Origin of the sequence: uncultured Bradyrhizobium sp. (assembly GCF_936943645.1) — a bacterium.
In the GTDB taxonomy this organism is placed as follows: Bacteria; Pseudomonadota; Alphaproteobacteria; order Rhizobiales; family Xanthobacteraceae; genus Bradyrhizobium.
In genome coordinates this window covers 26,348-48,151 of record NZ_CAKZJO010000014.1, presented here as the reverse complement: position 1 = coordinate 48,151, position 21,804 = coordinate 26,348, and the positions used below count along the sequence as shown (strand labels likewise).

The window sequence follows — 21,804 nt, the reverse complement described above, 5'->3', positions numbered from 1 at the left end:
TCAATGTCCGAGATAGGCTTCGATCACGGCGGGGTTCTTGCGCACCTCGTCCGGGCGTCCCATCGCAAGCACCCTGCCTTCCGCCATCACCATCACGCGCGAGCATAGCGACATCACGAATTCCATGTTGTGCTCGATCACGACGAAGGTTGCGTTCTTCTCGCGGTTGATCGCGACCAGCCGGTCCTTGAGGTCCGCCAGCATCGACGGGTTGACGCCGCCGGCGGGCTCGTCGAGCAGCACGAGGCGCGGGCCGCCCATGAAGGCCATGGCGGCGTCGAGCAGCTTCTGCTGGCCGTAGGAGAGGCCGCCGGCCGGCTCGTCGGCGAGATGGTCGAGCTTGAAGAAGCCGATCATCTGGTTGGCGGCATCCGTCAGCCCGGCGTCGGAGCGGCCGACCAGGCGCGAGGCCATGTTGCCCTGGTGCTCCTGTCCCGCGAGGATCAGGTTCTCGCGCACCGAGAGTTTCGGGAACACCTGCAGCAGCTGGAAGGTGCGGCTGACGCCGAGCTTGTTGAGCTCGGAGGGACGCAGGCCCGTGACGAGCTTGCCGTCGAGCTTCACTTCGCCGCCACTTGGGGTGAGCTGGCCGAGGATGCAGTTGAACAGCGTGGACTTGCCGCAGCCGTTCGGTCCGATCAGGCCGAGGATCTCGCCCTCGCGCACGTCGAAAGAGACGCCGTTGACGGCGTGGATGCCACCGAAGCTCTTCTTGATGTCGCTGACTTCGAGGACCGCGCTCATTGTGCCGTCTCCAGGCGCGATTTTGCGACGGCGCGCAACGCTGAGGCGGCCTTGGTGCGGCGTTCAGCGAGATAGCGGTCGAGGATCCCCAGAATGCCGGTCGGCGACCAGATCAGCAGCAGCATCACCGCGATCGCGTAGAGCATCAGATAATACCCTTCCGTGAAGCGCAGCCATTCCGGCAGCAGCACCGCGATCATCGCCCCCAGGAACGGGCCGAAATAGAAGCCGGCGCCGCCGACGATCACCATCATCAGCAGGTCGAGCGAGAGCGACAGGTTGAAGGGAACGGGATCGATATACTGCGTCAGCGGCGCATAGAGCGCGCCGGCGACGCCGCCCAGCGCCGAGCCGATCGCAAAGGCCATCAGCGTGTAGCGCCGCGTGTCGATGCCGAGCGATTGCGCGCGCAAGGGGTTTTCGCGCAGCGCCATGAAGGCGCGCCCCCAGGGCGAGCGGATCAGCCACCACACCGCGAGCGACACGATTGCGAGTGAGCCGAGACAGACATAGTAGAACGGCAGCGGCTTGTTGGTCGCGAACCCGAAGACGTGCGGGCGCGGAATGTTGGAGATGCCGTAGATGCCCCCGGTGAGCCAGCTCTCGTTGCGGAACACCAGGAAGGCGAGGGTGGAGAAGGCCAGCGTGACGAAGGCGAGATAGTGGTGCTGCACGCGCAGCGCGGGATAGCCGAGCACCCAGCCGACCGCGAAGCTCAAGGCAATCGCGACCAGGATCGCGGCCGGCAGCGGCCAGCCATGGGTGGTCATGATCGCCGCGGCATAGGCGCCGATGCCGACGAACGCGCCCTGCGCCAGCGAGACCTGGCCGGCATAGCCGAGCGTGAGGTTGAGTCCCATCGCGGCGATGCTCATCACCGCCCATTGGCTCAGGATGAACAGGCCGTAGCGGTTGAAGTTCATGGGAATCACGATCAGTCCGACGATGACGATGAGGCCGAGCGCGATCTTCAGGGGTTTGGCGAAGCCGCTCATACGGTGCGCTCCTCGGCGCGGCCGAGCAGTCCTTGCGGCCGGAACAGGATGACGGCAATCAGGAAGATCATCGGTACCGCCGCGCGGTACTGCGTCGAGACATAGGCCGCCGCGAGATTGTCGAGCACGCCGATCAGGAGGCCGCCGGCGATCGCGCCGCGTACCTGGTTGAAGCCGCCGACGATCGCGGCGATGAAGGCGGCCTGGCCCAGCACCTCGCCGGAGGAGAATTTTGCCAGGTAAATCGGCGTGATCAGCAGCGAGGCCAGCGCGACCAGGAAGGCGTTGATCAGGAAGGTCAGCAGGATCATGCGTTCGACCGGCACGCCGATGATGCGCGCCACCGTCGGATTCTGCGCGGCCGCCTGCATCTGATGGCCGAGCGAGGTGCGGTTCAGCAGCGTCGTCAATCCGACGACGGCGAGGATGGCGACGACGAGGACGCCGATGCTTTGCAGCGAGACGGCATGGCCGAGGATGGAGACGTCACCGGTCGGCACGATCGAGGGGAAGGGCGAGGCTTCCGCGCTGAAGAACTGCTTGACCGCTTCCTTGATGCCGATGGCCAGCGCCATGGTCGCGATTGCCAGCGGCAGCACGCCGTGGCGCATCATCGGGTCGACCAGCAGCATCTTGAAGCCGAGTCCGAGCAGGATCATCGAGAGCAGGATGCCGAGGATGATCGCGAGCCAGAACGGCGCGCCCGCATGCATCGCCGCCAGCATCAGGAAGGCCGGCAGCATCACGAACTCGCCTTGCGCGAAATTGATGGTCTGCGAGGTCTGCCACAGCAGCGTGAAGCCGACCGCGACCAGCGCATAGATCGCGCCGGTGGCGAGCCCCGCGACCAGAAGATCGAATAGGTTGGACATGTTCCCCTCTATCTTCTCCCTCGCCCTGATCTCTCGTCTCCCTCGCCCCGCTTGCGGGGAGAGGGCGGGGTGAGGGGGAGTCTCCGCAAGGACGGTGACAGAGAGACTCGCGGAGAGTCCCCCTCACCCGGAATTTGCTGGCGCAAATTCCGGCCTCTCCCCGCCTGCGGGGAGAGGCGAAGTAATCTCACTTCACCTTGGGCAGCACCTGCTTCACGACCTGCTTGCCTTCGACCACCTCGACCAGGAAGCTCTGGCGGTCGATGTCGCCGGTGTCGCTGAAGGTGACGTCCATCAGGATGCCCGGCTCGTCCGCGGCCTTGATGGTGAGGCCGTGCAGCGTGTCGGCGAACTTCTTCGGATCCACCTTGCCCATCTTCTCGGTGGTGGCCTTCACCATGTAGACGGCGAGGTAGCCCTTCAGGCCGTTGTGATCAGGCACATAATTGTACTTCTTGGAGAACTTCTCGCGGAATTGCTTGACCAGATCGACCGGCGCGTCGGTGGTGAGGCCGACATGGCCGCGCGCACCGTTGGCGGCGTCGCCAGCGAGCTCGATCACCTTCTGGCCGATCAACGTGGTCTCGCCCATCAGCGGCGCGGTGACACCCTGACGCTTCAGCTCTTTCAGGATACGCGCGCTCTCTTCTTCGTTGAGATAGACGAACACGGCGTCAGGATTGGCGGCCTTGATCTTGCCGACGTCGGCGGCGAAATCGGCCTGGCCGGCTTCGGTCGAGAGGTCGGCGACCACCTTGGAGCCGAGCCGTTCGAGCTCCTTGCTCACCATGTCACGTCCGCCGCGGCCGAAATCATTGTTGACCCAGACCACCGCGACGGTCTTCGCCTTCATCTCGTCGTGGATGTATTTCGCGACCTTCGGCATCGAGGATTGCTGGCCGAACGAGGTGCGGAACAGGAACTTGTTGCCGGCCTGCGTCAGCTCGGCGGCTTCGCCGCCCATGATCTGCGCGATGCCGGCTTCGGCGGCGAGGGGCGCCGTCACCTTCACCGAGCCGGAATAGCCGGGCCCGAGCAGCACATAGGGCTCGGCGTCGAGCGCCTTCTGCACCTGGGCGCGCGCCACGCCCGGGTTGGACTGCGAGTCGGCATGGGTGACTTCCAGCTTGCGGCCGAGCACGCCGCCCTTGGCGTTGATCTCCTCGATCGCGAGGTCGATGCCGTTCTTCCAATTGGTGCCGACGGTGGCGCCGCCGCCGGACAGTTCGGCGACGTCGGCGAGCTTGATCGCCTGGGCGTGGACGCTGGTTGCAGCTGCGAAGGCAAGCAGGGCGCCTGCCAGAATGGTCGTCTTCATGGTCTCTCCTCCCATTGTCTGTCGATGTGGTCCGCGGCCTTGTGTCCGGCCGCTTCGGTTACGCTGCGTGATAGGCCGAGCTTCGTGCCGCCATCACCTCGTCGAATGCCTCTCCCATGACCTCGGTCGATGGGGCAAGGCCCGTGAAAAGTTCGAACGCGTCGGCCGCCTGATAGATCGCAAGCTCCCGCCCGGTCATGATCCGCGCGCCCTTGGCCTGCGCCGCCGCCAGCAGCGGCGTGATCAGCGGCGAATAGACGGCATCCGCGACCCACAGGTTTTCGCGCAGCAACGCCGCTGGCACCGGCGTGTCGCGGTTCGGCAGCATGCCGACCGGCGTGCCGTTGACGAGGCCGGTCGCGCCGTCGAGCGCGTCCTTGACGCTTCCTGCCACCCGCGCGCCGCCATGCCTGGTCAGCAGCGCGGCGAGCTTTTCGGCCCGCGCAGGCTCGCTGTCGAAGATTCGGAGGTCCGTCACCTCAAGGCTCGCCAGCGCGAACGCGATCGCCTTGCCGACGCCGCCGGCGCCGATCACCGCCACCGCATTCCCGGCGGGCGCCAGCAGCGGCGCCACCGCGCGGGCAAAGCCCGTGGTGTCGGTGTTGTGGCCGATCAGCCTGTTGTCCCTGACGACGACGGTGTTGACCGCGCCCATCGCGGATGCGCCGGGCGCCAGCTCGTCGAGCAGCGGGACCACTGCTTCCTTGTAGGGGTAGGTGACGTTGACGCCGGCAAAGCCGAGCCGCCGCACGCCTTCCAGCATCAGGCTGAGGCCGGTCGCATCGGCGCCCGCCACCTCGATGAGCTGATAATGGCCGCGCAGGCCGAGCGCCTCGGCGGCGCGCTCATGCATGGCGGGGGAGGCGGAATGCGCGATCGGCGCGCCGATCAGGCCGGTGAGGAGCTTCTTGCTGGCGGCGTATCCGCGCTTGGACATGGTTCGCTATCGTCTCAAAGGGAGCGTTCGGTCCCGGTCATTAGCGGGGAAACCCGCGGAATTCCAAGGGGGCTTCCAACACTGACGATAGCCTTTCCCTAGGCTAACACAATTACCCATTTATCCGACAAACCTAACATCATGTTATTTCTTCCGCGCGCGCGCCGGCGCGGCTTTGCCGCTGCCGCCCGGCACAGCTTTGCTGTTGCCGCGGGCCGGCTCCACCGCGCGCATCTCGGCGCGCAGCGCCTCGATGAAGGCCTCGGCATGCAGCGACAGCGGTGCGCCGCGCTTGACCGCGATGTAGGTGTCGAACCGCGTCGGCTCGGTGATCTTCAGCAGCTCGATCCCGGGATAGCCGCCATGGGCCACCGTGAACTGGTCGATGATGGCGATGCCGAGCCCCGCCTTCACCAGGGCGCAGACCGTGGTGCCGAAGCGCGCGCGGATGGTGATGTTGTAGTCCAGTCGGTGGCGCGCGAAGATCTCGGCCATGATCCGCCCATAGGGGTCGTTGGGATCGATGCCGATCAGCGGATAGCGGGTGATCTCGGCGGCCGAGACCTGCTTGCGGCCGGCGAGCTCGTGGCCCGGCGGCACGATGCAATACAGCTCGCCCGAGGCGAGCGGCATGAAGTCGAGCGCGGAATGCTCCAGGCGGTAGCTCATCGCCACGCACTCGCCGCGGCCGAGCATGAGATAGTCGATGGCCTCCTCTAGCTTGAGGATGTTGATGTCGATGCCGAGATCGGGATAGCGGTGCCGCACCCGCTCGATCGCGCGCGGCACCATCACCTGCGAGATGCTGGGCACCGAGCCGATGCGCAATTCGGAGAGGCCGCCGCGGCCGATCTTGGAGATGATCTCGGAGAGATCGTCGACCTTCTTGTAGACGCCGTTGATCTGTTCGAAGATGTTCTCGGCTTCCGGGGTCGGGAAGTAGCGGCCGTTCTGGCGCTGGAAGAAACGGATGCCGAGCGAGCGTTCGGTGTATTTGACGAGACGGCTGATACCGGGCGCCGAGACGTTGAGCAGCTTGGCCGCGCCGCCGATGGTGCCCGTCACCATCACGGCGCGGATCACTTCAACCTGGCGCAGCGTCATCATCGCTTTATGTCCCGAATGTTCTCTCGGGATCATCTCACGGAAGCGGCGCCGCCATCCAGCGACAATATGTCAGGAGTGGAAGTGGCCGTATTTCGGAATCAGGATCTGGCAAACCACGCCGGTCGGCCGGTATTCCAGCTTCGTGCCGCCGTTGGGGCCGCTGCCGAGGCTGCGCGAGATCAGCGTCTGGCCGAACCCCGAGACCGTCGGCGGAGTCACGAGGGGGCCGTCGCGCTCTTCCCACTCGATCTGCAAGGCACCGTCGTCGAGCAGACCGATCCGCCGCACCGACAGCTTGCCGGCCCGGGTCGACAACGCGCCGTATTTCACCGCGTTGGTCGTCAGCTCGTGGAAGACGAGCCCGAGCGAGACGGCGGTCTTGGAATCAACGGAGATGTCCAGCCCTTCCAGCGTGATGCGTCCGCTGGAGAGCGTCGCGTAGGGCGCCAGCTCGACGCTCAGCACGTCCTTGATCTCAAGGTTTTCCCAGGACGCGTTGGACAGCAGCGTGTGGGTCGCCGCCAGTGCCTGGATGCGGCCGGAGAAGGATTTCTGGAAGTCCTCGATCGTACGCTCGTGGGATGCGGTGCGCGCGGAGATCGCCAGCACCATGGCCAGCGTGTTCTTGACGCGGTGATCGAGCTCACCCATCAGGAGCGCCTGGCGACGCTCGGCGGCCTTGCGCTGCGACAGGTTGATCAGCGTCACCACGCAGCCCTGCGTCCGCTCGCCGGACACGACGAGCGGTGCTGCGCTGAGCATGACGTCGGTGACGTCGACCGCCGATGTTTTCACGGCGGCCTCGAGCCCTTGCACCGGGGTGCCGCCGGCGGCCATCGCGACGATGTCGCCGCCGGACATCAGCTCGGACGCATCGGCGAAGGTCAGCTCGATCGCCTCCTCGAAACGCTTGCCGATCGGAGCCTCGGCACAGATCCGCTCGGCGGCGGCATTGATGTGGGTCACCCGGCCGGCGCGGTCGCAGACGATGACGGCCTCGTTGGCGGATGCGAGCACGGACCGCGCGAGGCGCTCCGATTCCTTGGCGGCGGCGATCTGCTCGCGCTCGCTGATGTCCGTGAAGGTGACGGCGACGCCGCTGACGACGCCGAAATCGATCGGAGCGCCGGTGAGCAGGAAGCTGCTCTCGTTGTCACCGACGCGCACGTGGATTTCAGCGGATTGCCGTTCCTGCAGCGCCTGCGTGAGAAGCCGGCGGAACGTGGTCTGGTTGACGGCATCGAGCATGCCGAGCAGCGCCTGTCCCGAGAGCATGCCGGCCGGCCGGTCCAGCAAGGTGCACAGGGCCTGGTTGGCGTAGAGCAACTGTCCCTCGGCGTCGAACGCGGCGGCGCCGATGTCCATGGCTTCCATGAAGGTGCGGTAGGAGTGGCCGTCTCCTTCGAGCGTGAACACCTGTTCGGTAGCCCCGCCCTTGATGACGACGGCGTCGATCTCGCCCTCGCGAATGGCCCGGAGCGTCTCCTCGGCCTCGTAAAGCCGAGCCTCGAGTTCATCCCGGGTCAACGCCGATGCGAGCGATACCACCGTCATCATTCCTCGACAGACAGATGAACTAGAACCTTCTGGGTGTCGGAAAGGTCCCCGATGATCTTGCGAATCGGGACGGGAAGCTCCTTCACCAGGGTGGGGATCGCGACGATGCCGTGCTCGCGGGCAAGCTGCGGCTGCTTCTTGAGGTCGATGACCTCGACCCGGTACTTGCCGGCGAGGTGCTCGGAGCAGATCTTTTCGAGATTGCGGATCGCGGCGAGCGATTTCGGCGTCTCGCCCGCGACGTAGAGGACGAGCTTGACGGGCTCGTTGCTTGATGCGGCCATAGTTCAGTCCTGCTTCGTCTTGCCGGCGGAGTTGCTCATCCCGCGTCCGCGCGCCATTTCCGCGGAATCGGTCCGGCTTTGCCGGAGATAGACTTCTTCGGCCTTGACGAGGCGCTTGAGCTCCGCCTCGTCGGCGTCGATGTCGGCCCTGAGTGTCTCGATCTGGGCCAGTGCACGCCGGCGGCGCTGTCCGACCTGATCCTGGATCCGCGCGACCTCGGCCAGCCGGTCGACTTCGGCGCGCCGTGTGCGGGCCTCCTCGTTGCGCCGGGCCGATCCGGTCAATGCGCCGCTCTCGCCCAGATACGGCTCCAGCAGGTGGATGCCTTTGTTCGACATGACGAACTCGCGCACCTGGTTGGAATGGGAGATGCCGCGTGCCTTCAGCAGATAGAGCTCGCGGTTGAACTCGCCGTTGGCTTCACGGTTGAGCAGCAGGATCCAGCCGTCCATCAGTGACGACAGGCCGGCATCAGTCTCCGCCTGCTGGACATGAGCCAGATGGGTGAACACGGCGGTGATGCCGTTGGACTTGAGGTAGTCGACGATGCGCAGCAGCATCGCCTGCACCTCGCTGATGTCGGCCGCTCCGGTGAAGGCGGAGATCGGATCGAGCACGACGAGCTGCGGCTTGAACCTGCCGATCTCGCGCAACATGATCGCAAGATGCATCTCGAGCGAATAGAAGGTCGGTCGCGCCGCGATATAGCGCATCTGGCCGCTCTTCAACCATCTGCCGAGATCGGTGCCGATCGACTTCATGTTGCGGACGGTCTGCCCCTCGGACTCCTCGAAGGAGAGATAGAGCGCGCGCTCGCCGCGTGCGCAGGCGGCGTCCGCCATCATGCAGGCGAGCGAGCTCTTGCCGGAGCCGGCGACGCCGGTGAGCAGGATGCTGCTGCCGCGATAGAAGCCGCCGCCGGTCAGCATGGCGTCGAGGTCGGGCACTCCGGTCGAGATGCGCTCGTCGAACACCTTGTGACCGAGGCCGAGCGAGGAGACCGGCAGCACCGAGAAGCCGTCCTCGTCGATCAGGAACGGATATTCATTGGTGCCGTGCGCGGTGCCGCGATATTTGACGATGCGCAGGCGCCGCGTCGAGATCTGGTTGTCGACGCGATGATCGAGCAGGATGACGCAATCGGAGACGTACTCTTCGAGGCCCTGTCGCGTCAGGCTGCCGTCGCCGCGCTCGCCGGTGATGACCGCGGTCAGGCCCTTCTGCTTGAGCCAATCGAACAGGCGGCGGATTTCGGCCCGCAGGATCGCCGGATTGGAGAACGCCGAGAACAGGCTCTCGATCGTGTCGAGCACGATGCGCTTGGCACCGATCTGATCGACCGCGAATTCGAGCCGCAGGAACAGTGCCTCCAGATCGTAGTCGCCGATTTCGGCGACTTCGGAGGGATCGATCTCGATATGCTCGATATGGATCTTCGACTGATCGATCAGCCCCTGCAGGTCGAAGCCGAGCGAATCCACGTTGGCGACGATGTCGACGGGGCGCTCCTCGAAGGTCACGAAGACCCCGGGCTCGTCGTAGAGCCGCGCGCCGTTGAAGAGGAACGTCGATGCGAACAATGTCTTGCCGCAGCCGGCCGAGCCGCAGACCAGGGAGGGCCGTCCCGTGGGGAGACCTCCGAGTGTCAGATCGTCAAAGCCTTCGATGCCGGTTGCGGATTTCGTGATGCCGTCAGTCATGCCCAGTCCTGGTTCCGGGCGTTTTTTCTAAGCAAAGAATGACGGATCGCCTAGAGGGGAGTCACCGCAATTTTGTCGCGCTCCGCGGGAACGAAAGCGGCCGTTCCTGGTTGGCCCGCTTCGTCTGCGTTGGCGCGGCCACAATCGAGCTGGCAGTATTGGGCCACCGCTGGCAGCTTTCGGACAGCCGATCGCTTCTGCATGAGACGGTGGTGATCTCGGCCATCGGCTTCGTGATCGCCTCTCCGTTCACTTGTGAACATACGCCCTTGTTGCGCCGGCTCATAAGGGCCGTGACGGAGCTGCCGTGGGTCGGTGACGAGATGAGCGAGTTCGAAGGCCGCATGCAAACCATCCTGGATGCGGCGCTTGATGCGGCCTTCAGTCACGTCAGGCATGGCGGCGATCATGAGAGCAGGAAGCTGATTGCCGCGCGGCTGATGGAAGCCGCGCGCTCCGGTACGACGGCTTTGGATGAATTGACGTCGCTGGGCCGCAATGCGCTCACCGATCTCGGACATGGATCGTCGGGTTGAGATCGGACAGGGGCGCGATCCCATCCGCCCGCTCGACGCGTGCCCGAAGGCGGGATGACTGAGGGCTTCCGCTGAAATCGATTGACCATGCGCGCGTGCCGATGGTCGGGCATGCGGAGTGGCTCGCGCTGACGGCACTCACGCATCACACGACACGGCTCAGCTCGCCGGGCCCTCCGGCAACAGACTGTCAACCAGCTCCGCGTGCTCGCTCTGCAGGACCTGGCGCGCGAACTCGATGATCTTCTGCTTGTTTGCCGTATCGCGGACGGCGAAGAACACGCGGTTCAATTCCAGGCCGAGCACGCTGTTGAGGGCGATGTCCTCGTCTTGCATTTGGTTTTCCCGCTGCGGACGCGTCAGGTGTATCGTGACGTCAATTCTGCCACAAGTAGTTTAATTCTTCAGGCCGGAAGAGCACCGGGAAACTACGGTCGCAGCGAATTGAGGCAGCCCCCGAATACGTGCTATATGAAAGGGCGAAGGTCAGGAAACGTACCGATGTCCGCCGCAGACGCCGTTGATTATGGCCGGGAGGCACTCGACTTCATCGAAGGCCTGGGTATCTATCGCAAGGTGCCCGATGCCATGCATGCGCTCGAGACGGCGTTCGGTCGCTTCGGTTTCGAAACCATCATCGTGACGGGATTGCCCAATCCCGACCAGCGGTTCGCGCAGATGGTGCTTGCCAAGCGCTGGCCGGCGGGATGGTTCAGCCTCTACACCCAGAACAATTACGACCGGTTCGATCCCGTGGTGCGGCTCTGCCGCCAATCGGTCAATCCGTTCGAATGGTCGGAAGCGCCCTACGATGCCGAGCTCGAGCCGAACGCGGCCGAAGTGATGAACCGCGCCACCGATTTTCGCATGTCGCGGGGCTTCATCGTGCCGATCCATGGGCTCACCGGCTACGAGGCCGCGGTGTCGCTGGGCGGCGTTCATCTCGACCTCAATCCCCGCAGCAAGCCGGCACTGCACCTGATGGCGATGTACGGCTTCGACCACATCCGCCGTCTGCTCGCCCCGGCGCCTCATCCGTCGACGCGTCTCACCCCGCGCGAGCGGGAGGTGATCTCCTGGGCCTCGCAAGGCAAGTCAGCCTGGGAAATCGGCGAGATCCTGCACATCACGCAGCGCACGGCGGAAGAGCATCTTGCAACCGCCGCGCGCAAGCTCGGGGCCGTCAACCGTACGCATGCAGTGGCGCTTGCGATTCGGAACAAGATCATCAATCCCTGAGCGACCTACTGGGAAATTTCCCAATACCGAACCCCGCCGTTTTCGAAGAGTCTGCCCCCATTGAGGCTCACTGGGGGTTTTCATGATTCACGCCATTTCTGCGCTAAATCGCCACCTTTATGAAGACGTGATCGAGCAGCATTTCCGGCTGCGCCATGAGGTCTTCGTCGAGGAGCGGCGATGGGAGACGCTGCGCAAGCCGGATTGCCGCGAGATCGATTCCTATGACGATGAGGATACTGTCTATCTGCTCGCGCTCGAGGGCCGACGGGTCATCGGTGGCCATCGGCTCTATCCCACGACAAAGCCCTCGATGATGAGCGAGGTGTTCCCGCATCTGGCGTCGGTTCGCGGCTGCCCCGCGGATCCCTTGATCTGGGAATGGTCGCGCTATTTCGTCGTACGCGATCGTCGCGACGGTGCGCTCAACCTGCAACTGATGGCCGCGGTGCAGGAGTTCTGCCTCGCGCAGGGCATCACGCAGGTCAGCGCGATCATGGAAACCTGGTGGCTGCCGCGCTTCCACGAGGCCGGCTTCGTGGTGACCCCGCTCGGCCTGCCGGCCCTGGTGGAGAATGCATGGACCATGGCGGCCACCATCGACATTCGTCGCGAGACGGTCGACGCCCTGCACGATCGTATCGGCATGGCTTCGGTCGTGTGTCAGGACGGCCCGCATCTGGATGCCGTCGCCCGTGCCAACCTCTGCGGCGCCACTGCCGCGCAACGGAAGAGTGCCTGAGATGTCGAACATGATGCGGGACAGCCAGATCATGGCGCAGACCAGGGACGAGAATCTCGGCTACATGTCCGACATGGCGCTCGAGCTGGCGCAGATGGCGGAAGACTCGGGGTTGGCGACGCTCGCCTATCTGTTCCGGATGGCGGCGCTGGAGGCCTCGACGGCCAACAGCGTGCTCACCGAACCGGGCGACCTGCCCGAGCAGATGACGTCGCACTAGACGCCGCTCTTCGCTCCAACACATTGCGGCACCCTCTCCCCGGCAACGGGGGGAGGGTGATCGTTTGGGTGCGGCAGGTTGCCCCAGCCGGCTCGGCAGCCTTCTTGCAGGGGCGTTTCGACCGCATGCACCCGCATGCAACAAAGTGCATGTTGGGTGTCGAATCGCTCTTGCCTCGGAACGATACTGCCATTACCCATTTTTCCGCCTTGATGAGGCAGGGGGAGCTCTTTCACTGATGGCGACTGCGTTCGAACATCGGCGCGACACCGCGTGCGCCTGAAAGAGTCTTGATGCTGCTCGTCGTCGAACAGTTCCTGAACGGATTGCAGTTCGGCCTGCTGCTGTTCCTGCTCGCCGCCGGCCTGACGCTGGTGTTCGGGATCATGGATCTCGTCAACCTCGCGCACGGCTCGCTCTACATGATGGGCGCCTATTTCGCGGCGACCTTCGCGGCCTGGACCGGCAGCTTCTTGGCTGGTGCGCTGATGGCGCTCGGGGCCACACTCGTGCTCGGCATCGTGCTCGAGATGAGTGCGCTGCGGCATCTCTATGGCCGCGACCATCTCGACCACGTGCTCGCAACCTTCGGCCTGATCCTGTTCTTCAATGAAGCCGTGCGGCTGATCTGGGGCCCGGCGGGCCTCGCGCTGCCGCTGCCGGCCTGGCTCACGGTGCCGGTGCCGATCCTGCCCGGCATTCACTATCCCGCCTATCGTCTCGCCATCATCATCGTGGCGCTATTGGTCGCGCTGCTGCTCTATCTCGGCGTGATGCGCACCCGGATCGGCATGCTGATCCGCGCCGGGGCCTCCAACCGCGAGATGATCGGCGCGCTCGGCATCAACATCAAGCTGCTCTACACGCTGGTGTTCGGACTTGGTGCCGCGCTCGCGGGCCTTGCCGGACTGATGCAGGCGCCGATCCTCACCGTGCAGATCGGCATGGGCGAGAACATCCTGATCCTCGCCTTCGTCATCATCGTGATCGGCGGCATCGGCTCGATCCGCGGCGCCTTCCTCGCCGCGATCTTCGTCGGCATGATCGACACGCTCGGCCGGGCCTTCCTGCCCAATCTGCTCCGGCAGGTGCTGAGCGGCGCCGCCGCCTCCACCGCCGCGCCCGCATTGTCGTCCATGCTGATCTACCTCTTGATGGCGATCGTGCTGGTGGTGCGGCCGGAGGGGCTGTTTCCGGCCAACCGTCGATGAAGAGCTTTACCGTGAGCAAGGCCGTCACGGCCCTGATGCTGGCCGGTCTCGTGCTGCTGCCGCTCTATTCGCAGGCTTCCGGCAACATCTTCATCCTGACGCTGTTCACCCGCATCATCATTCTGGCGCTGGCGGCGGCGAGCCTGAACCTCATCATGGGGTTCGGCGGCATGATGAGTTTCGGTCACGCCGCCTATCTCGGCATCGGCGGCTACGCCGTCGGCATGCTGGCGCAGGAAGGCGTCGGAAGCGGCTGGATACAGTTTCCGGTCGCGCTCGCTGCCTCGGCGATCTACGCCCTCGTGATCGGCGCGCTCTCCTTGCGCACCCGCGGCGTCTATTTCATCATGATCACGCTCGCCTTCGCGCAGATGGCCTATTACGTCGCCTCGGGGCTCGCGCGTTACGGCGGCGACGACGGCCTCACCGTCTACAAGCGCAGCGATTTCTCCGGGCTGATCAACCTGTCGAACCGCACGCAGTTCTATTATCTCTGTCTTGCCTGCCTGCTCGGCGTGATCTTCCTGATCTGGCGCATCGTCAATTCGCGCTTCGGCCTCGTCGTGCAGGGCCTGCGCTCCAACGAGCAGCGCATGCAGGCGATCGGCTTCCCGGCCAAGCGCTACCAGCTGGTCTGCTTCGTCATCTCAGGCACCATGTGCGGTCTCGCCGGCGCGCTGCTCGCCAACAACACCGACTTCGTCAGCCCGGCCGTGATGTACTGGACCCGTTCCGGCGATCTCATGGTGATGGTGATCCTCGGCGGCATGGGCACGCTGTTCGGCCCTGTGATGGGCGCGGTGGTGTTCCTGCTGCTGGAAGAGTTCCTGTCGCAGATCACCGAATATTGGGCGCTGATCATGGGGCCGCTGTTGCTGCTGATCGTGCTGTTCGGCCGCGGCGGCATCATGGGCATGCTGGGGAGGGCTAACCGTGGCTGAACCCCTGCTCCGTGTCGAAAAGCTGGTGCGCCGCTTCGGCGGCATCATCGCGACCGACAACGTCTCGCTCGAGGTCGCCAGCGGCGAGCTGCACGCCATCATCGGCCCGAACGGTGCCGGCAAGACCACGCTGATCAGCCAGCTCACCGGACATCTGGCGCCGCATTCCGGCAGCGTTTCGCTGGCGGGCCGCGACATCACGTATTTGCCGGCCTATCGCCGCTGCGCGCTCGGCCTTGCGCGTTCGTTCCAGATCACCTCGCTGCTGCTCGACTTCACGGCGGCCGACAATGTCGCGCTGGCGGCGCAGGCCCATGCCGGCACCTCGTTCCGCTTCTTCGCCAATGCGCGCAAGGAGAAGGATCTGCGCGATGCCGCGCATGCCGCGCTCGATCGCGTCGGTCTCGCCCATCGCGCCGATGTGCTGGTGTCGAAGCTGAGCCACGGCGAGCGGCGTCAGATCGAGCTGGCGGTCGCGCTCGCCAGCAGGCCGAAACTGTTGCTGCTGGATGAGCCGATGGCCGGGCTCGGCGTCACCGAATCGCAGGGCATGGTGAAGCTGCTGCAGGAGCTGCGGAAAGAGGTCTCGATCGTGCTGGTCGAGCACGACATGCCCGCGGTGTTCGCGCTCGCCGATCGCATCTCGGTGCTGGTCTATGGCCGCGTCATCGCCTCGGGCGACCCGGACTCGATCCGCGCCAACGAAGACGTCAAGCGCGCCTATCTCGGCGATCAGCATGTGGTGACGCATCATGGCTGACACGTTGCTCGACGTTGACGGCATCGAGACCTGCTACGGCCTGTCCCAGGTGCTGTTCGGCCTGTCCTTGTCGATCAAGCCGGGCGAGATGGTCTCGCTGATGGGCCGCAACGGCATGGGCAAGACCACGACCATCCGCTCGATCATGGGCCTGACGCCGGCGCGGGCGGGCGCGATCCGCTTCGCGGGCACCGAGGTCAGGCTGCTGCCGTCCTACCGGATCGCAAAGCTCGGCGTCGGCCTCGTCCCCGAGGGACGCCAGATCTTTCCGAACCTCACCGTGCGCGAAAACCTGGTGGCGGCCGCCGCCGATCGCTTCGGCAGCCCCAATCCCTGGACGCTGGCCGCGATCTACGTGATGTTTCCGCGCCTCGCCGAGCGCGCGGCCAACATGGGCAACCAGCTCTCCGGCGGCGAGCAGCAGATGCTCGCGATCGGCCGCGCGCTGATGACCAATCCGAAGCTGCTGATTCTCGACGAAGCGACCGAAGGCCTCGCGCCGCTGATCCGCGAGGAAATCTGGAGCTGCCTCTCACTGCTCAAGAGTCGCGGCCAGTCGATCCTGGTCGTCGACAAGAACGTCGACCATCTCGCCCGCATCTGCGACCGCCACTTCATCATCGAGCGCGGCAAGACGGTGTGGAGCGGCACCTCCGACGAGCTGATGGCCGAGCCGGATCTGCAGCACAAATATCTGGGGATTTGAGGCGCAGCCCTCGCCCCGTCATTGCGAGGAGCCTTTGCGACGAAGCAATCCAGAAACCCTCCGCGGAGATAGTCTGGATTGCTTCGCTGCGCTCGCAATGACGGCGGAGCGTGCTGCCGCGCTCAAAACACCTCGAAATACTCCCGGTGCTCCCAGTCGGTCACTTCGCTCAGGAAACGGTCGATCTCGGCGTTCTTGATGTGGGTGTAGTAGTCCACGAATTCGGCGCCCAGCTTCTCGCGGAAGAACGGATCGTCCTTCAGCGCACTCACGGCATCGCGCAGGCTCTTGGGCAGCAGCGGCGCCTTGGTCTCGTAGGGCGTGTCGGCGGACGGACCGGGATCGAGCTTGCGGTCGACGCCGTCGAGGCCCGAGAGGATTTGCGAGGCCATGTAGAGATAGGGATTGGCGGCGGGCTCGCCGATGCGGTTTTCCAGGCGCGTTGCGGCATCGCCTGCGCCACCGAGCACGCGGATCATCACGCCGCGATTGTCGCGGCCCCAGATCGCCCGGTCCGGGGCCAGCGAATAGGAACGGTAGCGCTTGTAGCCGTTGATGGTCGGGGTGGTGAACACAGTGGAGGCGCGGGCGTGGTCGAGCAGGCCGGCGAGCCAGGCTTGGCCGAATGCGCTGAGCGGCTCGCCGCCGTCCTTTGCTGTTTCCTTGGCCATGAACAGATTCTCGCCGCTCGCGCGCGAGACGACCGACTGGTGCAGGTGCCAGCCGCTGGCGAAGACGTTCGGCAGCTTCGGCCGGCACATGAAGGTGGCGTGGTAGCCATGGCGGCGCGCGATCTGCTTCACGGCGCTGCGAAACAGCACCATGTTGTCGGCGGGCTCCAGCCCCTTCTTCGGCGCGAAGGTGAATTCGCACTGGCTCGGTCCGAACTCGACCTCGACGGAGCGCAAGGGCAGGCCGAGCGCGACGATGTCCCGGCGCAGGATCTCCAGCACCGGCTCCATCTGATCGAAGCGCTGCTCGGTGAGGTATTGATAGCCGTGGCTGAGCAGGCTCACCGAGGGCGGCGTGCCGGGCTGGCCGGCGTCCTCGGGGCGCATATGCGCATCGTCGAGCTTGAAGATGTGGAATTCGACCTCGAGGCCGGCGACGAAATCGTGGCCGCGGGCGCCGAGCTCATCAAGCACCTTGCGATAGAGCGAGCGCGTCGCGAACGGCACCGGGCGGCCGTCGCTGAAATAGAGATCGCAAAGCACCCAGCCCGTCGTCGGCGTCCAGGGCAGCACGCGGAAGGTGGTGGGATCAGGCACCATCAGCACGTCGGCCGCGCCCTCCATCTCCTTCATGCCGAAGCCGCCGCCCGCGGTGAACACCGGAAATACCGTGCGGTGCGAGGTGTCCTTGGCGAGCATGGTGGTGGTGATGGAGCCGCCGCTCTCCAGCGACGCTATCGCTTCGGAGGCGATGATGGTCTTGCCGCGCAAAATGCCGTGCTGGTCGGGGAAGGCGAGGCGGATGACCTCGAGATTCCTCTCCTCGACGATCCGGCGCATGCGCGCCGCGGCGTCCCTCTGCTCATCCGACCACAGCGCATGACGCGCGACGAAAGTCACTTTTCAAGTCCTCCAGTCGTGAGGCGCGAAGCATGCGCCACATCCTCCGTCATTGCGAGGAGCCCCTGCGACGAAGCAATCCAGAGTCCCGCCGGGGAGGCAGTCTGGATTGCTTCGCTGCGCTCGCAATGACGAGGAGAGGCCGTCGCATGATCTCCACTGCCGTAGGGTGGGCAAAGCGACTTGTCCGCCGTAGCTCGAAGAGCGAAGGCGGAAGCGTGCCCACGATCTGTATCCTTCATGGAGAAATGGTGGGCACGGCGCTTTGCGCCTTTGTCCACCCTACGGGGTCCGTGCAAGAACGTCACTCCGCCGCCGTCAGCCGGTGCACGTTGTCGGCGATCTCCTTCGGCACCGGCGGGGCCCAGGGTGCACCGCGGCGGCGCTTGACGTCGACCTCCATCCAGTAGAGCTCCCAGCCTTGGGTCGGCCCGATGCCGTCCATGGTGGCCGGCCCCTGGATGCTGCGTGCTTTGCTCTCGTCCAGGAACAGCATCGGCTTCACGCCACCGCCGACCTTCTCGATTTCCTGCCGCAGCAGGCGGCGATACTGCACGATCGCCTTGTCGCTGGAGCCGAGATGCTCCTTGGTGCGGTCCTGGATCGCGCCCATCGATTCCACCGCCCATTGGTCGTGGACGTTGATGTCGTTGCCCATGCCGGTATAGGTCGCAGTCTGCTGCTCGTGCGGATCGAAGCCGTAATCGTTCGCCCGGTTCTTGCGCGACTTGTAATCGGGCAGCTCATAGAGCTCCAGCCGCTGGTCGCGCATCTTCTGCTTGTCGACCGGGCTCGAATAGCTGGTGAAGATCGCGTACCAGTAGCAGTTCTCGTCATCGACAGGCACATGCCACTGCGTGATCGTCATCTCCGTGCTCATGGGGATGACGAAGCCGTGCGGAAAGAGCTGGTTGGTGACGCGCACATGGGTGCGCTCCTCGTCGATCTCGCGCAGCGCGATCAGCCGCAGGCCGTATTCGGTGTGCTCGACATTGATGATGGGCCGGTCGTATTCGCGCAGGATCTTCGTCATCGGCAGGTCGGAGCCTGCCGACGCGCCGCGGAACTGCTTGCCGTAGGCGGTGGAGGTGTCCTCGTCCTCGAAGAAGCGATGCAGGTAGGAGGCGTGCGCGGGATCGATGCCGACCTCCAGCGCCTGCAACCAGTTGCAGGCCATGTGGCCCTTGAAGGCGAAAGTGTGCGTGCCGGGCGCGACGAAGCAATCGATCTCCGGGAAAGCCGGCGGCTCACCTTCACCGAGATAGGCCCAGAGGATGCCGCTCTTCTCCACCACGGGATAGGAGCGCTGCCGGATGTTCTGGCAGAGGTTTGAATCCTTCGGCTCGGCCGGCGTCTCGATGCACTGTCCGGTGGCGTCGAACAGCCAGCCGTGGAAGGCGCAGCGCAGGCCGCCATGCTCGAGCCTGCCGAAGGCGAGGTCGGCGCCGCGATGGGCGCAGTGGCGATCCATCAGGCCGTAGCGCCCGGTCTCGTCGCGGAACAGCACGAGGTTCTCGCCGAGCAATCGCACCGGGCGGATCGGCCGCGCGCCCTCCAGCTCATCCACCAGCGCCGCCGGCTGCCAATAGCTCCGCATCAGCTTGCCGCAGGGATCCCTAGGCCCGGTGCGGGTGATCAGGTCGTTCTGCTCCTGGCTCATCATGGCGTATGCATCCTTGTGGAGTGGCGTTTGTTCGCCTATTGAACGAATGGGCGAATTATGACATGCCTCGGATCGGCAGCAAGTACTATTTTGCAGGATTGTCCCAAGGCCATGCCGAAGCTGAAGCGGAGTGAGACCGACGAGCGCGCGACGGATTTCGTCGAGGCGCTCGATCGCGGCCTGCGGCTGCTGCAGTGCTTCGGCACGGCTGCCGGGCCGATGACACTGAGCGATCTCGCCCGCGCGGCCGATCTGCCGCGCGCCACCGCGCGGCGCATGCTGTTCACCCTCCAGCGCGGCGGCTACGTCTCAGGCGATGGCAAGCTGTTCTCACTGACGCCGCATGTGCTGACGCTCGCGGCGTCCTACCTGCGCTCCAATCAGCTCGTCGCGGTGCTGCAGCCCGTGCTCGATCGCGTCGCGACCGCGGCGAACGAAATCTCCTCGCTCGCGGTGCTCGACGGCGACGACGTCGTGTTCATCGCACGCAGCAGTCCGGCGCGGATGTTCTCCGGCGGACTGGAGATCGGCTACCGGCTGCCGGCGTTCTGCACTTCGGTCGGCCGCACCATGCTCGGCCAGCTCGACGATGCCGATCTCGCTGTGCGCCTGAAAGCCATGGCACGCGAGACGCTGACGCCGCAGACAATGACGGATCCCGAGGCGCTGCTCGCCCGCATCGTCGCCGACCGCGCGCAGGGCTATTCGCTGGTGGACCGCGAGGCCGAGCCGCATTTCCGCTCGATCTCGGTTCCCGTGCGCCGCTACGACAATGTGATCGTCGCCGCCATCAATATGGGCGCGCATGTCGACCGCGTGCCGGCGCAGGAATTGATCGAGCGTTTCCTGCCATTGCTGCGCGAGGGCGCGGACTCCGTGCGCTCGCAATTGCTGTGAGCTGCGACCCGCGCGCACAGGTCGCGGTGCATGGCTGGGCCTGCTGTGTCAAAAGGCAAAAATGCCGCATGACACACCTCTCATCGCCACCATCGTCGTTGGACTCGGACTAGCCTTCGTACTTGGAACCATCGCGCAGCGGTTCCGCATTCCGCCGCTGGTCGGCTATCTCCTCGCCGGCGTTGCGGTGGGTCCGTTCACGCCGGGCTTCGTCGCCGACCAGGCGCTCGCCATCGAGCTCTCGGAGCTCGGTATCATCCTGCTGATGTTCGGCGTCGGCCTGCATTTCTCGCTGCAGGATCTGCTCAGCGTCCGCAACATCGCCGTTCCCGGTGCCGTCGTGCAAATTGCCGCCGCGACGCTGATGGGGCTCGGTCTTGCGTGGCTGATGGGCTGGAGCATGAGTGCCGGCCTGGTGTTCGGCCTCGCTCTGTCCGTCGCCAGCACCGTGGTGCTGCTCCGCGCGCTGCAGGAGCGGCGCCTGATGGAAACCGATCGCGGCCGCATCGCGGTCGGCTGGCTGATCGTCGAGGACCTCGCGATGGTGCTCGTGCTGGTGCTGTTCCCCGCCATCGCCAGCCTGCAGGGCGGCGGCGACGGCAAGCCCGCGTTCGAGCCGCTCGCCGCGCAGCTCGGCCTCGGTCTTGCCGGCGTCGTGATGCTGACCATCGTCAAGATCGTCGTCTTCATCGGCTTGATGCTGGTGGTCGGACGCCGCGTGATCCCCTGGATCCTGCATTACATCGCCCATACCGGCTCCCGCGAATTGTTCCGCCTCGCGGTGCTGGCGATTGCGCTGTGCGTTGCCTTCGGGGCGACGAAGCTGTTCGACGTCTCGCTGGCGCTGGGCGCGTTCTTCGCCGGCATGATGCTGCGGGAATCGCCGCTCAGCGCGCGGGCCGCGCAGGAATCGCTGCCGCTGCGCGATGCCTTTGCCGTGCTGTTCTTCGTCTCGGTCGGGATGATGTTCGATCCGATGAGCGTGGTGCGCGAGCCCTGGCCGCTGTTGGCGACGCTCGTGATCGTCATGCTCGGCAAATCGGTCGCCGCGTTCCTGATTGTGATCCTGTTCCGCCATCCGGTCGCGACTGCGCTGACGATCTCGGCGAGCCTGTCGCAGATCGGCGAGTTCTCCTTCATCCTGGCCGAGCTCGGCGTCGCCTCGCAGATCCTGCCGCGCGAGGGCCGCGACCTGATCATGGCCGGTGCGATCCTCTCCATCATGTTCAACCCGCTGATGTTCGCGGCCGCCACCTGGCTCGCGCCGCGCCTCGATCCCCGGCGGGATTCGCCGCAAGCCAAGGCTGCCGTGCCCGAGCCGATCCGCACCACCGATCTCACCGACCACACCATCGTGATCGGCTATGGCCGCGTCGGCGCGCTGGTCGGCGACGCCCTGCAGCAGCGGCAATGGCCGTTCCTCGTCGCCGAGACCGGCGAGAGCGCGCTGGCGAAGCTGAAGCAGGGCGGCATCGAGACCGTCACGGGCAATGCCGCGCAGCCCGAGATTCTCGGCGCCACCAATCCGTCGCGGGCGCGGCATCTGGTGATCGCGATCCCGGAAGCGTTCGAGGCGGGGCAGATCGTGCAGCAGGCACGCGCGGCCAATCCCGACATCCGCATCATCGCGCGGGCGCATGCGGATGCCGAGGTCGATCATTTGAAGGGGCTGGGCGCTGACGTCGTCATCATGGGCGAGCGGGAAATCGCACGCGGCATGATCGAGGAGCTGGAGAGGCGAGTTCCGGATGCTGCCCAGCAAGATCCCCGCGCGCTCGCGGTCGGTTCGGTCGTTTGACCGCG

22 protein-coding genes are annotated in these 21,804 nt (G+C 65.2%); 10 read left to right on the top strand and 12 right to left on the bottom strand.

Annotated features, from left to right (window positions below; genetic code table 11):
• From Q0743_RS01750 to kaiC, 9 genes are all read right to left on the bottom strand, one after another.
• Nucleotides 1-744, bottom strand: a complete 744-nt coding sequence (locus Q0743_RS01750) for an ABC transporter ATP-binding protein (RefSeq protein WP_298239873.1) — start codon at nt 742-744, stop codon at nt 1-3.
• Entirely contained in the window at nt 741-1,739 is a 999-nt protein-coding gene (locus tag Q0743_RS01745) for a branched-chain amino acid ABC transporter permease (protein ID WP_298239872.1), read from the bottom strand. Before Q0743_RS01745 ends, Q0743_RS01750 begins: the two co-directional genes overlap by 4 nt.
• Nucleotides 1,736-2,611: a branched-chain amino acid ABC transporter permease gene (locus tag Q0743_RS01740; protein WP_298239871.1), complete on the bottom strand. Its 876-nt coding sequence runs from the start codon at nt 2,609-2,611 to the stop codon at nt 1,736-1,738. Before Q0743_RS01740 ends, Q0743_RS01745 begins: the two co-directional genes overlap by 4 nt.
• A gap of 187 nt (nt 2,612-2,798) precedes the next feature.
• Complete coding sequence (locus tag Q0743_RS01735; RefSeq protein ID WP_298239870.1) at nt 2,799-3,929, bottom strand: ABC transporter substrate-binding protein; 1,131 nt, start codon at nt 3,927-3,929, stop codon at nt 2,799-2,801.
• Nucleotides 3,930-3,987: 58 nt separating this feature from the next.
• Nucleotides 3,988-4,866, bottom strand: a complete 879-nt coding sequence (locus Q0743_RS01730; protein ID WP_298239869.1) for a shikimate dehydrogenase — start codon at nt 4,864-4,866, stop codon at nt 3,988-3,990.
• Nucleotides 4,867-5,010: 144 nt separating this feature from the next.
• A complete protein-coding gene (locus tag Q0743_RS01725; RefSeq protein WP_298239868.1) occupies nt 5,011-5,973 on the bottom strand; it encodes a LysR family transcriptional regulator in 963 nt (320 codons plus the stop codon).
• 69 nt (nt 5,974-6,042) lie between these two features.
• Nucleotides 6,043-7,521, bottom strand: coding sequence for an HWE histidine kinase domain-containing protein (locus Q0743_RS01720; protein WP_298239867.1), 1,479 nt, complete (start codon nt 7,519-7,521; stop codon nt 6,043-6,045).
• Nucleotides 7,522-7,526: 5 nt separating this feature from the next.
• Nucleotides 7,527-7,814, bottom strand: a complete 288-nt coding sequence (locus Q0743_RS01715; RefSeq protein WP_298239866.1) for a circadian clock KaiB family protein — start codon at nt 7,812-7,814, stop codon at nt 7,527-7,529.
• A 3-nt stretch (nt 7,815-7,817) separates the two neighbouring features.
• Nucleotides 7,818-9,515 (bottom strand): circadian clock protein KaiC, encoded by a 1,698-nt coding sequence (gene kaiC / locus Q0743_RS01710; RefSeq protein ID WP_298239865.1) that lies wholly within the window; start codon nt 9,513-9,515, stop codon nt 7,818-7,820.
• Nucleotides 9,516-9,553: 38 nt separating this feature from the next.
• Between kaiC and Q0743_RS01705 the strand changes: the two genes are divergently transcribed.
• Entirely contained in the window at nt 9,554-10,051 is a 498-nt protein-coding gene (locus Q0743_RS01705) for a hypothetical protein (protein WP_298239864.1), read from the top strand.
• A gap of 159 nt (nt 10,052-10,210) precedes the next feature.
• Here Q0743_RS01705 and Q0743_RS01700 read toward each other — a convergent pair whose 3' ends face one another.
• Nucleotides 10,211-10,387, bottom strand: coding sequence for a hypothetical protein (locus Q0743_RS01700; RefSeq protein WP_298239863.1), 177 nt, complete (start codon nt 10,385-10,387; stop codon nt 10,211-10,213).
• 165 nt (nt 10,388-10,552) lie between these two features.
• Between Q0743_RS01700 and Q0743_RS01695 the strand changes: the two genes are divergently transcribed.
• The 7 genes from Q0743_RS01695 to Q0743_RS01665 all read left to right on the top strand — a co-directional run bounded on the left by Q0743_RS01695 (nt 10,553) and on the right by Q0743_RS01665 (nt 15,870).
• On the top strand, nt 10,553-11,290 hold the full coding sequence (locus tag Q0743_RS01695) for a LuxR family transcriptional regulator (protein ID WP_298239862.1): 738 nt from the start codon (nt 10,553-10,555) through the stop codon (nt 11,288-11,290).
• 82 nt (nt 11,291-11,372) lie between these two features.
• The gene (locus tag Q0743_RS01690) at nt 11,373-12,032 is read left to right on the top strand and encodes an acyl-homoserine-lactone synthase (protein WP_298239861.1); all 660 of its coding nucleotides are present in this window, start codon (nt 11,373-11,375) and stop codon (nt 12,030-12,032) included.
• 1 nt (nt 12,033) lies between these two features.
• On the top strand, nt 12,034-12,252 hold the full coding sequence (locus Q0743_RS01685) for a hypothetical protein (protein WP_097661687.1): 219 nt from the start codon (nt 12,034-12,036) through the stop codon (nt 12,250-12,252).
• A gap of 293 nt (nt 12,253-12,545) precedes the next feature.
• On the top strand, nt 12,546-13,463 hold the full coding sequence (locus Q0743_RS01680) for a branched-chain amino acid ABC transporter permease (protein WP_220014723.1): 918 nt from the start codon (nt 12,546-12,548) through the stop codon (nt 13,461-13,463).
• The gene (locus Q0743_RS01675; RefSeq protein ID WP_298239860.1) at nt 13,460-14,404 is read left to right on the top strand and encodes a branched-chain amino acid ABC transporter permease; all 945 of its coding nucleotides are present in this window, start codon (nt 13,460-13,462) and stop codon (nt 14,402-14,404) included. The genes Q0743_RS01680 and Q0743_RS01675 overlap by 4 nt, the downstream gene beginning before the upstream one ends.
• Nucleotides 14,397-15,164 carry an ABC transporter ATP-binding protein gene (locus tag Q0743_RS01670; protein WP_298239859.1) on the top strand — a complete coding sequence of 256 codons (768 nt, stop codon included), beginning with the start codon at nt 14,397-14,399 and terminating at the stop codon, nt 15,162-15,164. Before Q0743_RS01675 ends, Q0743_RS01670 begins: the two co-directional genes overlap by 8 nt.
• Nucleotides 15,157-15,870 carry an ABC transporter ATP-binding protein gene (locus Q0743_RS01665; protein WP_298239858.1) on the top strand — a complete coding sequence of 238 codons (714 nt, stop codon included), beginning with the start codon at nt 15,157-15,159 and terminating at the stop codon, nt 15,868-15,870. The genes Q0743_RS01670 and Q0743_RS01665 overlap by 8 nt, the downstream gene beginning before the upstream one ends.
• A 122-nt stretch (nt 15,871-15,992) precedes the next feature.
• On the opposite strand, the gene Q0743_RS01660 is transcribed toward Q0743_RS01665, so the two are convergent.
• Nucleotides 15,993-17,441 (bottom strand): glutamine synthetase family protein, encoded by a 1,449-nt coding sequence (locus tag Q0743_RS01660; RefSeq protein ID WP_298239857.1) that lies wholly within the window; start codon nt 17,439-17,441, stop codon nt 15,993-15,995.
• A gap of 304 nt (nt 17,442-17,745) precedes the next feature.
• Nucleotides 17,746-19,104: an aromatic ring-hydroxylating dioxygenase subunit alpha gene (locus Q0743_RS01655; protein WP_298239856.1), complete on the bottom strand. Its 1,359-nt coding sequence runs from the start codon at nt 19,102-19,104 to the stop codon at nt 17,746-17,748.
• A 111-nt stretch (nt 19,105-19,215) separates the two neighbouring features.
• Here Q0743_RS01655 and Q0743_RS01650 point away from each other — a divergent pair, with 111 nt between their 5' ends.
• Together Q0743_RS01650 and ybaL are read left to right on the top strand one after the other, a co-directional pair.
• The gene (locus Q0743_RS01650) at nt 19,216-20,001 is read left to right on the top strand and encodes an IclR family transcriptional regulator C-terminal domain-containing protein (protein ID WP_298239855.1); all 786 of its coding nucleotides are present in this window, start codon (nt 19,216-19,218) and stop codon (nt 19,999-20,001) included.
• A gap of 61 nt (nt 20,002-20,062) precedes the next feature.
• A complete protein-coding gene (ybaL, locus tag Q0743_RS01645; protein ID WP_298239854.1) occupies nt 20,063-21,799 on the top strand; it encodes a YbaL family putative K(+) efflux transporter in 1,737 nt (578 codons plus the stop codon).
• Nucleotides 21,800-21,804: the final 5 nt, after the last annotated feature.

Bases quoted from the DNA above. Each gene is read 5' to 3' on its own strand.
- Q0743_RS01675 (WP_298239860.1), top strand. From the start codon at position 13,460: ATGAAGAGCTTTACCGTGAGCAAGGCCGTCACGGCCCTGATGCTGGCC.
- Q0743_RS01730 (WP_298239869.1), bottom strand. From the start codon at position 4,866: ATGTCCAAGCGCGGATACGCCGCCAGCAAGAAGCTCCTCACCGGCCTG.
- Q0743_RS01745 (WP_298239872.1), bottom strand. From the start codon at position 1,739: ATGAGCGGCTTCGCCAAACCCCTGAAGATCGCGCTCGGCCTCATCGTC.
- Q0743_RS01655 (WP_298239856.1), bottom strand. From the start codon at position 19,104: ATGATGAGCCAGGAGCAGAACGACCTGATCACCCGCACCGGGCCTAGG.
- ybaL (WP_298239854.1), top strand. From the start codon at position 20,063: ATGCCGCATGACACACCTCTCATCGCCACCATCGTCGTTGGACTCGGA.
- Q0743_RS01695 (WP_298239862.1), top strand. From the start codon at position 10,553: ATGTCCGCCGCAGACGCCGTTGATTATGGCCGGGAGGCACTCGACTTC.
- Q0743_RS01715 (WP_298239866.1), bottom strand. From the start codon at position 7,814: ATGGCCGCATCAAGCAACGAGCCCGTCAAGCTCGTCCTCTACGTCGCG.
- Q0743_RS01690 (WP_298239861.1), top strand. From the start codon at position 11,373: ATGATTCACGCCATTTCTGCGCTAAATCGCCACCTTTATGAAGACGTG.
- kaiC (WP_298239865.1), bottom strand. From the start codon at position 9,515: ATGACTGACGGCATCACGAAATCCGCAACCGGCATCGAAGGCTTTGAC.
- Q0743_RS01700 (WP_298239863.1), bottom strand. From the start codon at position 10,387: ATGCAAGACGAGGACATCGCCCTCAACAGCGTGCTCGGCCTGGAATTG.
- Q0743_RS01735 (WP_298239870.1), bottom strand. From the start codon at position 3,929: ATGAAGACGACCATTCTGGCAGGCGCCCTGCTTGCCTTCGCAGCTGCA.
- Q0743_RS01740 (WP_298239871.1), bottom strand. From the start codon at position 2,611: ATGTCCAACCTATTCGATCTTCTGGTCGCGGGGCTCGCCACCGGCGCG.
- Q0743_RS01650 (WP_298239855.1), top strand. From the start codon at position 19,216: ATGCCGAAGCTGAAGCGGAGTGAGACCGACGAGCGCGCGACGGATTTC.
- Q0743_RS01705 (WP_298239864.1), top strand. From the start codon at position 9,554: ATGACGGATCGCCTAGAGGGGAGTCACCGCAATTTTGTCGCGCTCCGC.
- Q0743_RS01725 (WP_298239868.1), bottom strand. From the start codon at position 5,973: ATGATGACGCTGCGCCAGGTTGAAGTGATCCGCGCCGTGATGGTGACG.
- Q0743_RS01665 (WP_298239858.1), top strand. From the start codon at position 15,157: ATGGCTGACACGTTGCTCGACGTTGACGGCATCGAGACCTGCTACGGC.
- Q0743_RS01680 (WP_220014723.1), top strand. From the start codon at position 12,546: ATGCTGCTCGTCGTCGAACAGTTCCTGAACGGATTGCAGTTCGGCCTG.
- Q0743_RS01685 (WP_097661687.1), top strand. From the start codon at position 12,034: ATGTCGAACATGATGCGGGACAGCCAGATCATGGCGCAGACCAGGGAC.
- Q0743_RS01750 (WP_298239873.1), bottom strand. From the start codon at position 744: ATGAGCGCGGTCCTCGAAGTCAGCGACATCAAGAAGAGCTTCGGTGGC.